Raw genomic sequence first — 14,056 nt, forward strand, 5'->3', positions numbered from 1 at the left:
GCGGAGGGACTCGAACCCACGACCTGCTGATTACAAATCAGCTGCTCTAGCCAACTGAGCTACGCTGGCGTCTCATTACGGGTGCAAATATACAGATGAATTCGGCTTTTCCAAAATAAATCTGTACTTTTTTATCGTTTTTTTCGACTACAATTCGTTGATTTTAGCAATCAATTGATTTGCAGTTTGTTCCAATTCAACATTGATTTGTTTGAAGTGTGCTTTTTTGTTTTCAACATTTTTAGCATTCACTTTTGCGATTAAAACATCAAAAGCAGCGATAGCTTCATCAATTAAATCATTAGTTTCTGTTGTTGGTTTTCCTGTTGTAGAAATCTCAAACAAGTAAACTGCCTCAATAATATCTCCTAATACGTAGTTGATGTCTTTTTTTAAATTCTTAACGTTTGCCATTTTTTTTAATTTTAATTTGCGTTTGCAAAAGTACATATAATCTTTCTATTCCTAACTATGAAATGTAAATTTCTAAAACAGAAGCTTTTCCACTTATAACATAATAATCCATAGCTGCTGGAACCAATATAGTATCACCTTTTTTATATTGATAAATATCCATATCATACTCAATTTCAAATGCTCCGTCAATACACATATATACTGTAAAGCTATTTCCAGTCTTAGTAATTGTTGTCGCCTCCGTTAAAGGAATAAAGTTTGTTGTGAAATAAGGGCAATTCACAATAGTGTTGGACTCATTTTCTTCCTTTAAATATTCTTTACGAGTTTCCACTTTATTATAGTTTATAGCTTCCAAAGCTAAATCTACATGAAGTTCTCTCTTGTTCCCTTGTGCATCAACTCTATCAAAATCATAAATACGATAAGTAATATCTGAAGTTTGTTGAATTTCGGCCACAACCAGTCCAGCACCAATAGCGTGAACAGTACCTGTTTCTAAAAAAAACACATCGCCTTCTTTTACTTTCACATCATCAAGAATACTGAGTAGATCATTATTTTTTAATTTTTCTACATATTCATCCGCATCAGAATCTTCTTTGAATCCCACAATAATTCTGGATTCAGGATCTGCTTGCATGATATACCACATTTCTGTTTTACCAAAAGAATTATGGCGTTTTTTAGCCAGCTCATCATTTGGATGAACTTGAATCGATAAGTCTTCACGAGCATCTAAATATTTAAATAATAGGGGAAATTGTGTGCCAAAACGTTCATGAACAGCTGTTCCTAACAATTGATTTGGCATTTCATTAATAACTTCAACTAACGATTTCCCTTTTAATGATCCATTAGCAATAACACTAACATCTCCTTCTACTGTAGACAATTCCCAGCTTTCACCAGTAATACTAGAATCGATAGGTTTATTCAAAACTGTTTTTAACTTCTCTCCGCCCCAAATTCTTTCTTTTAATATGGGATCAAATTGCAAAGGATAAATATTCTTACTCATTTTTATATTTTTTACAAGGAGGTAAATACGTCCTTTTCTTAGAATTTATTTTCTTTTTTTTAATACTTCCAGAGCTTTAGTAATATGCTTAGCACCTAGCAAACTATTAAAGATCATAACAATCTTCCCATCTTCATCAGCCACATAAGTAACCCTACCTGGAAGCAGACCAAAAAGCGCATTAGGCACACCAAAAAGCTTTTTTAGTTCTTGCTTTTCATCTGATAACAAAATAAAGGGCAAACGATATTCATTGGAAAAATCTTGATGGGACTGTAAGTTATCACTACTCACTCCAATAACTTCTGCACCTAGATCTTTAAAATCTTGATATTGATCTCTAAAACTACAAGCTTGTGCAGTACAAATTGATGTGTTATTTTTTGGGTAAAAATAAATAACAACTGGCTTCTTACCTACGACATTCTGACTATGAAAAAGCGCACCACTTGTCATTGCTGCCGTGAAATCCGGAATCCTATCCCCTAGCTTTAATTTCATTACTCTCCTCTATAGGTTACAAAATTACGAGCTGTTTCATACAAGACAACTTCTAATTCAAATTCGTCCCTAATTCTCTTTCTGATTTTATTCCAAATGACAACTACAATATTTTCGGCTGTTGGATTTAAATTTTCAAATTCAGCGACATCTACGTTCAGATTTTTATGGTCAAATTGATCTTCTACTTCTTCCTTAATGATATCAGCAAGAATTTTAACATCCATAACAAAACCCGTTTCTTGATCAATTGCTCCCGTCACACTTACTGTTAAATCATAATTATGTCCGTGAAAATTAGGGTTATTGCATTTACCGAAAACAGCATCGTTTTTTTCAACACTCCAATCTTTGCGATACAGTCGGTGTGCAGCATTAAAATGGGCTTTCCTACTTATTGTTACTTTCATAGTTTTGTTTTCAATTTATCCCAGAGTGGTTTTAAAATAGAATAGTTTGTAATTTTTAAAACATACTGGCATCTTAGAGCAAGCGTTTTCTTCGTTATAATTTATGGTCTTCTAAATAATGATAGAACTCATCAAATATTATTTTAAACCAAACAGTATAAAGTTCCGGATGCAACTGTATGTCTGCTTGAACACCTTCAATACTCATCCATTTCCAATCTTCAACCTCATCAGGATTAATTGCAGGGTTCTCATTATAATACCCTATCATCACGTGATCAAGCTCATGTTCTGTCAAGCCATTATCAAAAGGGGCTTTATAAATAAAGTGAAAAAGTTCTTTTAAATCAGTTTTAAAACCCATTTCTTCATACAACCTTCTACTCCCCGCCTCTATATTTGACTCACCCTCTCTTTGATGACTACAACAAGTATTTGTCCATAGTAATGGAGAATGATATTTATGATGTGCACGTTGCTGTAACATCATTTCATTTTTACTATTCAAAACAAACACAGAAAAGGCACGATGCAAAACCGCTTTTTCATGTGCCTCTAATTTAGGCATAAGCCCAATTTGTTCGTCGTTATCGTTTACTAATATTACGTTTTCTTCTATCATGTTTATTTTTAGCCTCACAAAAATACGAAAAGATAAACAAAAAAGGAATCCTTTAACGTTCTGTTTCGAATTGTAAAAACAAATAATTTAAAAAGGAAGACATACTAGACAGACGCTTTCGATTATACTTTTGTAAATTTGATATCTAAGTCAAAACAACATGAATCAAATAAATATTCGAAAAGCAACATTAGAAGATCTTCCTTACTTACTAGAGTTTGAACAAGGAATAATCCAAGCCGAAAGGCCGTTTGATCCCACCTTAAAAGAAGGAAAAATAAGTTATTATGATATTGAAAAAATGTTAAACATTCCTTCAATTTTGGTCGTAGTTGCCACTATCGATTGTGAGATTGTAGGCTCTGGATACGCACGAATAGATGAAGCTAAAGCCTATTTAAAACATGCAAATTATGCCTATCTGGGTTTTATGTTTACCGCAAAACCACATAGAGGAAAAGGCGTCAATGCCAAAATTTTAGATGCACTAAAGACCTGGTGTCAATCACAAAACATTAGCGAGATGCGCTTAGATGTTTATCATGAGAACACAACAGCTATCAAAGCGTATGAGAAAGCTGGGTTTGCAAAACACTTACTCAATATGCGATTGGGATTAGAATAGGAATCATTCAAAATTATTTTTCTCTATATTTGAAAAAGGCAAAAATAATTAGCCAAGCAAACACTAAAAAAACTCTTTATGACTGCATTGCGTTTTCTATTTATTATATCGTTATTTTCAACATTTACTGCTTGCAAATCACAAATAACTACAAAACAAATTTATCTTCCCGACCGGGATTTAGGCTCTCTTTTTATTGCAGTACAAACTGAACACGTTTTTCCAGATTCAAAAACTTTTGTAGACTGCGTGCCCAAAAGTAATCCTGCAGCAATTCTAGCAGCCTACGAAATTGAAAAAAAGGAAAAACACTTTTCTTTAAAAGAGTTTGTATCCAAGCACTTTAGCCTTCCTAAAACGGTAACAAGTGAAAAAATCGACACTAATAAAGATATGATAGTGCATTTAAAAAATCACTGGCCCACTCTTATACGGGAATCAAAATCTAATGACAAATACACCACACTTATTAGCCTACCTCAACCTTTTGTAGTGCCTGGAGGCCGCTTCAGAGAAATGTTTTACTGGGACAGCTACTTTACTATTATCGGACTTTTGGAGAGCGGCGAAGACAAATTGGCACTAGGAATGATTCGGAATTTCGCCTTTTTAGTAAATGAATATGGACACATTCCTAATGGTAATAGAACTTATTTTTTATCGCGTTCACAACCTCCGTTTTTTGCAGAAATGCTGAAAGCCTATTCCGAAAAGCATGGTATGGATTCGATAATGGAATTTTTACCTGCCCTAGAAAAAGAATATGCATACTGGACTAAAGACGATAAAAGGGTTTCTCAAAACAATATCGCTTCAAATAAATCAGTATGGCTAGATGGAAAAGTGTTGAATCGCTATACAGGTAATCTAGAAACGCCTAGAGCCGAAGCCTATGATAAAGAGTACAAGTGGGCTCAAGCCTTAAGTAATGAGAAGCGACCCGATTTTTACAGAAACCTACGTGCAGCTTGTGAATCTGGATGGGATTTTAGTAGTCGCTGGTTTGCTGATGGAAAAAACAAAACTACAGTACATTGCGAAAGTTTAATTCCTGTGTGCCTGAACAGCTTACTGTACAATTGTGAGCTAGAACTCGCAAGCATGTACAAGCATATTTCAGATAATACTAAAGCAACTCAGTACAACAATTTAGCGCTATCCAGAAAAGAAGCTTTGGTTAACTATGGCTGGGACAGTAAAAATACATTATTTAATGATTATAATTTTATTACAAAAGCGCATAACCAAGTCATTTCTCTAGCCACAGTCTATCCATTATTTTTTGGTATCGCTAATCAAAAGCAAGCCGATGCTATTGCTACAATGATCAAAGAAAAATTTCTTGTAGAAGGAGGCGTTGTTACGACTTTGAATAATTCGGGCGAACAATGGGATTCCCCAAATGGATGGGCACCCCTACAATATCTTACCGTAATAGGACTGTCTCGATATGGACATAATGAGCTTGCCAAAGACATTGCTAATAAATGGCTCGCTATTAACGATAAGGAATACCAGGCAGAACACAAAATGATGGAGAAATACAATGTAGTTGATATAGAAACAGCTGGCGGTGGAGGAAACTACTCTAATCAGGATGGATTTGGATGGACCAATGGCGTTGATATTGCTTTGCATCACTGGTTAATAAACTTAGAACAAAAGTAAACATGCCTTTTTTTTTATGGAAAACTTAAGAGCTCTTGCTAGTCATTTGCTTTTTAATTTCACGTACTTTACACTCTAAAATGATTAAAAATAATGAAAGCACTTACCTTTTCTACATTTGGCGATTCAGATGAACTTAAGTACATAGAAGTCCCAAATCCAGTTTTAAAAGAAGACGAAATATTAGTCAAAATGCAAGCCATAGGATTAAACTTCGCTGATGTTTACAGACGAAAAGGCAATTATCATTTAATAGGAAGCCCACCATTTATCGCAGGTTACGAAGGAGCTGGTGTAGTAGTTGACTCCAATAACAGCGAATTTAAAATTGGCGCACGAATCGCGTTTGCCGACGTTCCATTGGCCAACGCCGAATTAGTAGCCGTCCCGCTTTCTAAGGTTATCCCCTTGCCTGATTCAATTAGTTTTGAAACAGCAGCTACAATTCTGCTACAAGGGCTAACCGCACATTACTTAGCTACAGACAGCCATAATACACAAAAGGGTGAAACTGTTTTAATTCACGCTGCCGCTGGTGGCGTAGGGCAATTTCTAACCCAGATAAGCAAACTACTAGGAGCAACAGTTGTAGGACTTACTTCCTCTGGATCGAAAGCTGAAATGGCCCTAAAAAATGGAGCTGATAAAGTGTTTTTATATTCCGAAGACTGGAAAAACAAGGTGCTAAATTTCTGTCCTAATGGTGTTGATGTCGTTTACGACAGCGTGGGAAGTACGTTAAGTGATAGCTTTGAAGTTACTAAAGAATGCGGACAAGTGGTTTTCTTTGGTATGTCTGGTGGAGATCCTGACTTTATCAATCCGAGAATGTTAATGGACACCTCAAAAACCCTTACTGGTGGTGATCTATGGAGTTACTTAACCTCAACAGAGGAACGCATAAAAAGAGCGCATCAACTGTTTGACTGGATTAGTAGAAACCAAATTACAATTGCTGAACCAACCATTTTTAAACTTTCAGAAGGAAAAAAAGCACATGATTTCTTAGAGAGTAGACAAAGTACAGGGAAAATCATTCTGATTCCTTAACATTATAGGCGTTAACATAAACTTTCTGCTGTCAGACCATAATCCACGGTTTTGAGCCTTCTATTTCTAAATCATTTTTTAGAATGTCATAGAATAGTAAAAGTCGTCTTAAACAAAATTAGTGGTCCTATCTTATAATTGTATTTATTTTGCAAAAAATAACCTACCAAAAAGGTGATGGACAGTATAAATATAACGAATATCAAATCATTACAAGCGTAAACATCTCATTTTTAATTCATTTTGTTTATATTTGATAACACATGGATTACTTACACTTTAGTAATTCTCTTTTTTTTACATCTTTTTAGAAAATTAAATTCAGCATGACTTACCATTTATAGTTAAGTCATAGATTTAGGTATTGTGTGTATTTAGGTTTAAGGGGCAATTAAATTTAAGCAAATGGATAAAACAACTACATACAAAGCTGTATTCGACTCTGCACCAGATGGAGTTATTATAACTGATCATACAGGTACCATTCTTTTAGTAAACAATCAAGTTGAAAAATTATTTGGTTACAGTAAAGAGGAACTTATTGATCAAAAAATAGAATTAGTTATTCCTACACGGTTTCACGACAAACACCTAGCACAACGTAGTGGTTATGCATCAAATCCATCTGCAAGAGAAATGGGAGCAAAAAAGGAATTGTGGGCAAGTCGAAAAGACGGCAGTGAATTCGCTGTAGAGATTAGTCTGAGTCCAATAAAACTTGATGATAAAACTCTTTTTTCAGCAGCAATTAGAGATGTCTCAGACAAGAAAAAAGCCGAATCTGAGATTGCTGCTCAAAATAAGAAACTACAACTCCAAAACAAAGAATTAGAACAGTTTACCTATTTAGCCTCCCACGATTTGCAAGAACCGCTACGAACATTAATTAGTTTTTCAGGCCTTATTAAAGAAGAATATACTGGTAAAATTGATGACGAATTCAACCAATATATCGACTTTATTTATCAATCTTCTACACGAATGCAGGACTTAGTAAAAGGTTTAATGGATTATTCCAGAATTGGTAAAGAAAAGGAGCTGACATTAATTAATTGTAACAAAGTATTACAAGAAGTGCTATCAGACATGGCAATGGTTATCAAAGACAAAAACGCACGTATTGTTGTGAACGAACTGCCCACAATCTATGCTTATGCAACAGAATTAAGATTGATTTTACAAAATTTAATTAGTAATTCCTTAAAGTTCACAAAAGAAGGCAGTACACCTGAAATTAACATTAGCGCTACAGAAATCAATGACAAATGGCATTTTTCGATAAAAGATAACGGCATTGGGATTGATGAAAAAAATTTAGGGAAAATTTTTAATATTTTCAAACGACTTCATAACCGCAATGAATACGAAGGGACAGGGATTGGATTGTCACATTGTGAAAAAATAATTGATTTACACGGAGGAAAAATATGGGTAGACTCTAAGTTGGGAGAAGGCAGTAATTTCAATTTTACAATCCCAAAAAACATTCACTTTCATTAAAAATATTCAATATATGATTACCAAATTAAATAGTGTTTTGTTAGTTGACGACGATGAAGCTACAAATTTCATTAATCGTCGAATCATTGAAAAATCAGGAATTGCAAATCATATAGAAGTTGCTTATAATGGAAAAGAAGCTTTGGAATATCTTTGTTGCACGGGCAAGCATATATCACAAGGTACAAACTACCCTAAACCCATGTTAATTTTAATGGACATTAATATGCCTGTAATGGACGGTTGGGAGTTTCTTGATGCGTATCGTAAACTAGATAGTAATAAAAAAAGTAAAGTAATATTAGTAATGCTTACTACTTCTTTTAATCCTGATGATAAGTTAAAAGCAGAAAGCATGATAGAAATAGCTGGATTTCAAAGCAAACCACTTGATTTAAGCAAAGTAGATCTCATAATGAAGACCTATTTTAACGAATTAAATTTAGACTAATCTTCTGTACCAGCATTCTATTTATTCTATATACCTACTATATAAAGATTCTGGTAAAACATGTCAGTTGGCTTATACTTTATTAAGACTCTTACCAATCATTAAAGCACATTTTTCACCATCAATTGCGGCCGATATAATTCCACCTGCATATCCTGCGCCTTCACCACAAGGATACAACCCCTTAATTTGAAGATGTTCATAGGTTATAGCATCTCTAGGAATACGCACTGGAGAAGACGTTCTCGATTCAGGAGCGTGTAAAATGGCATCGTTTGTCAAGTAACCACGCATGGATTTACCAAATTCAGTAAAACCTTCCCTTAATATTTGAGTTAAAAAACCAGGAAAAACTTGTCCCATTTCTACAGATGTCGTTCCAGGAACATAGGACGTTTTAGGAATATCCGTAGAAACTTTTGACTGCGTAAAATCAATCATCCTTTGCGCTGGAACTTTTTGTGTTTCTCCTGCTAAATGCCATGCTTTTTGTTCAATGCTTTTTTGAAACTCCATCCCCGCTAGTGCTCCAAATTTTGCAAACGGTTTAAAATCTTCTAATTTTAATTCGACAACAATCCCAGAATTAGCTGTTGCCTGATCCCTTTTTGATGGAGACCAACCATTAGTTACCACTTCTCCAGGACTTGTTGCACAAGGAGCAATTACACCTCCAGGACACATACAGAACGAATACATTCCTCTACCGCCTACTTGTTTTACAATACTATATGGCGCTGGCGGTAATAGTTCACCACGATAATCACAGCTGTACTGAATACTATCTATTAAAGACTGAGGATGTTCAGCACGTACACCTAGCGCAAAAGGTTTTGCTTCAATAATTATTTTTTTTCGATCTAATAGCTCAAAAATATCACGAGCAGAATGCCCCGTTGCTAATATTAATTTATTGGCTAGAATTTTATCTCCGTTTTGAGTAACGATACCTTCTATCTCGTTATTCTTTACTAAAATATCTGTAACCCTTGTTTCAAATAACACTTGACCACCACATTCAATTATTTTCTCTCGAATATCTTGAATAATTTGGGGTAATTTATTTGTTCCAATATGGGGATGAGCTTCTACCAAAATATCCGGTGTTGCACCATAGGCAACTAACAACTCTAAAATTCGAGTAACATCACCACGCTTTTTTGAACGGGTGTACAACTTCCCATCGGAATAGGTTCCTGCTCCACCTTCTCCAAAACAGTAATTAGAATCCTCATTTACAATATGATCAACGTTTATTGCTTTCAAATCACGTCGGCGTCCTCTAACATCCTTTCCTCTTTCCACCACTATCGGTTTCAAACCTAATTCAATCAACTGTAAAGCAGCAAAAAGTCCTGCTGGACCCGCTCCCACCACTAAAACCTCTTGCTCATTTGCTACATTAGGATAATCAGGAATCTCTAATTTTACTTCTTGAAAAGGCTCGCCATGCACATAAACTGCCACTTTTAAATTGATTTTAATTGCTTTTTGGCGTGCATCGATAGACCGTTTTAAAACAACAACATGCTGAATAACCTTTGGTAAAATTTTAAGTAATTTACCAAGATGCTCTTTGAGCAATAATTCGTTTGCAGCCGTTTCTGGTGTAACTTGTAACAGTAGTTCTTGAGGCATTTTTTTTAGATATAATATTTTATTCTGAGTTGTAGCAAGACAGAGAGGGTACAAAAGTACTATTTTGTGATGAATTCTGCTTACGCAAAAAGGAAACGATTGCAAAATTAGATTTTATGGATAGAATTAGAAAGAGACTTTGTAACTTTGGCACTTACAATTATTGAAAACATTTAAAATGTCGAGAAAAATAAAACTTGTTTGGGATTTTCGGGGACCGGCTGCAGCAAAAACAGCTGAACATCATGAAATCCATTTAAAAGAATATATTGCCATTGAAAAATTGTCGCTTAATATTACAGGCATCGAAGTACGAAATGAAATGCATGCTATTGCTTACATGGTTGTTACTGATGAACACATGATTCCTGTGCGCGATGCTTTAAAACCGCATCGAGGAGAACTTTATGTAGAAAATTAAAAATCCTAACATCTTAAAATTGTAAAACAACTTTAAGACATTAGGACTATTTCAAATGAAGAAATTATTAATTATTTACAACTAATTAGCCACTTCACTAATAAATTTGATACGCATTAAACGCAGTTCATCAATATCGTAATCGCCTTCAAATTCTTTTAAGGCCCCTTCTATTTTATCTGATTCTGATTCCATAAAGTAATCATATATTTCTTCTTGCTGATCTTCATCAAGCATATCATCAACCCAATATTTGATATTCAGTTTTGTTCCAGAATACACAATTTGTTCCATTTCCTTAATCAACAAATCCATTGTTAAGCCTTTTGCTTTAGCGATATCATCAAGAGATAACTTTCTGTCAATATTTTGTATAACATACAGCTTTAAGGCTGAGTTAGTTCCCGTGGATTTAACAACTAAATCTTCTGCACGAATTATATCGTTGTCTTTTACATAACGATTGATTAATTCTACAAAATCAGTACCGTATTTCTTAGCTTTACCTTCACCAACACCATGAATATTGATTAGTTCATTAAGGGAAATAGGATATTTTAATGCCATATCTTCAAGAGAGGGATCCTGAAAAACTACAAATGGTGGCACACCCACTTTTTTAGCTACTTTTTTTCGTAAATCTTTTAGCATATTCATCAAAACCTCATCTACTGCTGCAGTAACTTTAGATGCTGACACGATAGCCTCATCAACAGTTTCATTATATTCATGATCTTCAGACATCATAAAGGATGTTGGATTTTTAATAAAATCTAGACCCTTATCGCTAATCTTTACAATTCCGTATGTTTCAATATCTTTCGTTAAATATCCAGCTACCAAAACCTGTCTTAGCAAAGCCATCCAATATTTCTCATCGTGCGCAATACCACATCCAAAGAAAGACTGAACATCTGTCCTATGTGCCTTTATTACAGCGTTTACTCTACCTATTAAAGTAAAAACAATTTCTTTAGACTTGTATAAATGCTTTGTATCTCTAACCACTTCAAGCAATTTGACTACTTCGTCCTTGGCTTCGATTTTTGTTTTAGGGTTTCTAACATTGTCATCCATATCAGCGCCTTCACATGTCTCACTATCAAATTCTTCACCAAAATAATGGAGTAAAAACTTTCTTCTAGACATAGATGTTTCTGCATAAGCAACTACTTCCTGCAGTAACGCAAAACCAATCTCTTGCTCAGCTACCGGCTTGCCCGACATGAATTTTTCTAGTTTTTCTACATCTTTATAGGAATAATATGCAAGACAATGACCTTCTCCTCCATCTCGACCAGCTCTACCAGTTTCCTGATAATAGCTTTCTAATGATTTAGGAATATCATGGTGAATTACAAAACGCACATCTGGCTTGTCAATCCCCATCCCAAATGCAATAGTCGCCACAACAACATCTACATCTTCCATCAGGAACATATCTTGATGTTTGGCTCTAGTTTTAGCATCTAAACCAGCGTGGTAAGGCACCGCACTTATTCCGTTGACTTGCAAAACCTCGGCAATAGCCTCAACTTTTTTACGGCTAAGACAATAAATAATACCTGATTTACCCTTGTGTTGCCTTATAAATCGGATGATATCTGATTCTATATTTTTAGTTTTCGTACGAACTTCATAATATAAATTAGGCCTATTAAATGACGCTTTAAAAGTTTTAGCGTCAGACATGTCAAGATTTTTCAAAATATCTTCCTGCACTTTTGGTGTAGCCGTAGCGGTTAAACCAATAATAGGAACATCTCCCAATTGCTTGATAATATGTTTCAAATTCCGATATTCAGGCCTAAAGTCATGACCCCACTCCGAAATACAATGCGCTTCATCGATAGCAACGAAAGAAATGGAGACATTTTTTAAAAAAGCCACATTTTCCTCTTTAGTCAACGATTCAGGAGCAACATAGAGCAACTTAGTTAATCCAGATGTGATATCTTTTTTAACCTGAGTAATTTCTGTCTTAGTTAGGGAAGAATTTAAAACATGAGCAATACCGTTTTCTGAAGACAAACTTCTGATGGCATCGACTTGGTTTTTCATTAAAGCAATTAATGGAGAAACAACAATCGCCGTTCCTTCTTGTATTAAAGCGGGCAGTTGGTAGCAAAGTGATTTTCCTCCACCTGTTGGCATTATAACAAATGTATTTTGTTTACTTAATAGACTTTTTATCACTTGTTCTTGCAACCCCTTAAATTGGCTAAAGCCAAAATATTTCTTTAATTCTTTATGGATATCAATTTCGTTTGAATTCATTCTTTATTATATGGTATTTTGTATAAATTTGCATCACATAAAGATACTAATTTCTTTTACACTTACAAATTTTAAACATTCTGTTTTGATATCAAAAGAAAATATATTGGCTATCGCCAAAAAAACCATCTTATCTGAAAGTGAGTCCATTACAAAGCTAACCGAGTATTTAGATGAAAATTTTTCAAATGCAACACAAGCAATCTACAATTCTAAAGGCCGATTAGTAGTTACAGGCATCGGAAAAAGTGCCATAATTGCTCAAAAAATAGTCGCTACATTTAACTCTACAGGCACTCCATCGCTGTTTTTACATGCCTCAGAAGCCATTCACGGAGATTTAGGAATGATACAAAATGAAGATGTTATTATTTGTATTTCTAAAAGCGGAAACAGTCCAGAAATCAAGGTGCTTGTTCCTTTGTTAAAGCGTTTTGGTAACACACTAATTGCTATCACAGGAAACATGACTTCGTTCTTAGCTAAAGGTGCTGATTTTATATTAAACACGACAGTCGATGCAGAAGCTTGCCCCATTAATTTAGCTCCTACTAGTAGCACCACAGCACAACTGGTTATGGGTGATGCCCTAGCAGTTTGTCTGATGGAGATTAGAGAGTTTAAACCCGAAGATTTTGCAGTGTATCATCCTGGAGGCGCTTTAGGTAAAAAATTATTACTGAGAGTAAAAGACATGCTAGAACACACTTTGAAACCGATGGTGGGACCTGATGCTCCAATTAAAAAGGTGATTTTTGAAATTTCAGAAAAAAGATTAGGAGTTACTGCAGTTGTAGAAAACGATAAAGTTATAGGTATTATTACTGATGGTGATATTCGTAGAATGCTTAATGAAAGAGATACTTTTACAGACTTGACAGCCCAAGACATCATGACTAAAAATCCAAAATTAATTCAGTCAAATGACATGGTTGTCGACGCATTAAACATACTTGAAGATTTTTCAATAACACAACTAGTGGTTGTAGATCACGACGAGTACAAAGGAGTTTTACATTTACATGATATATTAAAAGAGGGAATCGTATAATGGCAAATAAAAAACAAAACGAAATGTCGTTTTTAGATCATCTTGAGGACTTAAGATGGTTATTAGTAAGAAGTACATTAGCAATCATTATTATGGCTATTGTTACTTATTTTATAAGTGATTATTTATTTGACACAATAATCTTTGGACCTACAAGACCTACATTTTTTACCTATGTTTATTTTTGTGAATTATCGCATTCACTAGGTTTTGCGGACAGCATATGTATTACCGAAATGCCTTTTATAATTCAAAACACAGAGATGGAAGGTCAGGTAAATGTGTTTATATGGATTTGTATTCTAGCAGGATTTATACTTAGTTTCCCTTATATTTTATGGGAAGTTTGGAAATTCATTAGCCCAGCACTATATACCAATGAAAAGAAGAATGCTAAGGTTTTT

Annotated in this window: 15 protein-coding genes; 8 read left to right on the plus strand and 7 right to left on the minus strand. The window is 34.6% G+C overall.

Annotation, left to right across the window (positions count from 1 at the left end; translation table 11 throughout):
• Positions 1 to 147: 147 nt before the first annotated feature.
• From ACEN2K_RS15045 to idi, 5 genes are all read right to left on the minus strand, one after another.
• Positions 148 to 414: a hypothetical protein gene (locus ACEN2K_RS15045; RefSeq protein WP_072944384.1), complete on the minus strand. Its 267-nt coding sequence runs from the start codon at positions 412 to 414 to the stop codon at positions 148 to 150.
• Between the two features lie 55 nt (positions 415 to 469).
• Positions 470 to 1,438 (minus strand): type I phosphomannose isomerase catalytic subunit, encoded by a 969-nt coding sequence (locus tag ACEN2K_RS15050; protein WP_441760152.1) that lies wholly within the window; start codon positions 1,436 to 1,438, stop codon positions 470 to 472.
• A gap of 45 nt (positions 1,439 to 1,483) precedes the next feature.
• A complete protein-coding gene (locus tag ACEN2K_RS15055) occupies positions 1,484 to 1,939 on the minus strand; it encodes a peroxiredoxin (RefSeq protein ID WP_441760153.1) in 456 nt (151 codons plus the stop codon).
• Positions 1,939 to 2,349, minus strand: coding sequence for a 6-pyruvoyl trahydropterin synthase family protein (locus ACEN2K_RS15060; RefSeq protein ID WP_441760154.1), 411 nt, complete (start codon positions 2,347 to 2,349; stop codon positions 1,939 to 1,941). Before ACEN2K_RS15060 ends, ACEN2K_RS15055 begins: the two co-directional genes overlap by 1 nt.
• Before the next feature lie 94 nt (positions 2,350 to 2,443).
• A complete protein-coding gene (idi, locus tag ACEN2K_RS15065; protein ID WP_441760155.1) occupies positions 2,444 to 2,971 on the minus strand; it encodes an isopentenyl-diphosphate Delta-isomerase in 528 nt (175 codons plus the stop codon).
• 160 nt (positions 2,972 to 3,131) lie between these two features.
• Here idi and ACEN2K_RS15070 point away from each other — a divergent pair, with 160 nt between their 5' ends.
• From ACEN2K_RS15070 to ACEN2K_RS15090, 5 genes are all read left to right on the plus strand, one after another.
• Complete coding sequence (locus ACEN2K_RS15070; protein WP_441760156.1) at positions 3,132 to 3,596, plus strand: GNAT family N-acetyltransferase; 465 nt, start codon at positions 3,132 to 3,134, stop codon at positions 3,594 to 3,596.
• Positions 3,597 to 3,674: 78 nt separating this feature from the next.
• The gene (treF, locus tag ACEN2K_RS15075; RefSeq protein ID WP_441760157.1) at positions 3,675 to 5,264 is read left to right on the plus strand and encodes an alpha,alpha-trehalase TreF; all 1,590 of its coding nucleotides are present in this window, start codon (positions 3,675 to 3,677) and stop codon (positions 5,262 to 5,264) included.
• Positions 5,265 to 5,357: 93 nt separating this feature from the next.
• The gene (locus ACEN2K_RS15080; protein WP_441760158.1) at positions 5,358 to 6,314 is read left to right on the plus strand and encodes a quinone oxidoreductase family protein; all 957 of its coding nucleotides are present in this window, start codon (positions 5,358 to 5,360) and stop codon (positions 6,312 to 6,314) included.
• Between the two features lie 405 nt (positions 6,315 to 6,719).
• Positions 6,720 to 7,814 carry a sensor histidine kinase gene (locus tag ACEN2K_RS15085; RefSeq protein WP_441760159.1) on the plus strand — a complete coding sequence of 365 codons (1,095 nt, stop codon included), beginning with the start codon at positions 6,720 to 6,722 and terminating at the stop codon, positions 7,812 to 7,814.
• Between the two features lie 13 nt (positions 7,815 to 7,827).
• Positions 7,828 to 8,265, plus strand: a complete 438-nt coding sequence (locus tag ACEN2K_RS15090) for a response regulator (RefSeq protein WP_441760160.1) — start codon at positions 7,828 to 7,830, stop codon at positions 8,263 to 8,265.
• A gap of 72 nt (positions 8,266 to 8,337) precedes the next feature.
• Here the strand turns inward: ACEN2K_RS15090 and ACEN2K_RS15095 are convergent, their stop codons facing one another.
• The gene (locus ACEN2K_RS15095; RefSeq protein ID WP_441760161.1) at positions 8,338 to 9,903 is read right to left on the minus strand and encodes an NAD(P)/FAD-dependent oxidoreductase; all 1,566 of its coding nucleotides are present in this window, start codon (positions 9,901 to 9,903) and stop codon (positions 8,338 to 8,340) included.
• A 178-nt stretch (positions 9,904 to 10,081) separates the two neighbouring features.
• Between ACEN2K_RS15095 and ACEN2K_RS15100 the strand changes: the two genes are divergently transcribed.
• Positions 10,082 to 10,324 carry a hypothetical protein gene (locus ACEN2K_RS15100; RefSeq protein ID WP_441760162.1) on the plus strand — a complete coding sequence of 81 codons (243 nt, stop codon included), beginning with the start codon at positions 10,082 to 10,084 and terminating at the stop codon, positions 10,322 to 10,324.
• Positions 10,325 to 10,405: 81 nt separating this feature from the next.
• Here the strand turns inward: ACEN2K_RS15100 and recQ are convergent, their stop codons facing one another.
• Positions 10,406 to 12,601, minus strand: a complete 2,196-nt coding sequence (recQ, locus tag ACEN2K_RS15105) for a DNA helicase RecQ (protein WP_441760163.1) — start codon at positions 12,599 to 12,601, stop codon at positions 10,406 to 10,408.
• An 85-nt stretch (positions 12,602 to 12,686) separates the two neighbouring features.
• Here recQ and ACEN2K_RS15110 point away from each other — a divergent pair, with 85 nt between their 5' ends.
• Both ACEN2K_RS15110 and ACEN2K_RS15115 read left to right on the plus strand, forming a co-directional pair.
• Positions 12,687 to 13,652 carry a KpsF/GutQ family sugar-phosphate isomerase gene (locus ACEN2K_RS15110; protein ID WP_441760164.1) on the plus strand — a complete coding sequence of 322 codons (966 nt, stop codon included), beginning with the start codon at positions 12,687 to 12,689 and terminating at the stop codon, positions 13,650 to 13,652.
• On the plus strand, positions 13,652 to 14,056 hold a 405-nt coding region (locus ACEN2K_RS15115), incomplete at its 3' end, for a twin-arginine translocase subunit TatC (protein ID WP_441760165.1). The genes ACEN2K_RS15110 and ACEN2K_RS15115, both read left to right, overlap by 1 nt.

The sequence above is a fragment of the Flavobacterium sp. W21_SRS_FM3 genome (assembly GCF_052113625.1).
Lineage (GTDB): Bacteria > Bacteroidota > Bacteroidia > Flavobacteriales > Flavobacteriaceae > Flavobacterium.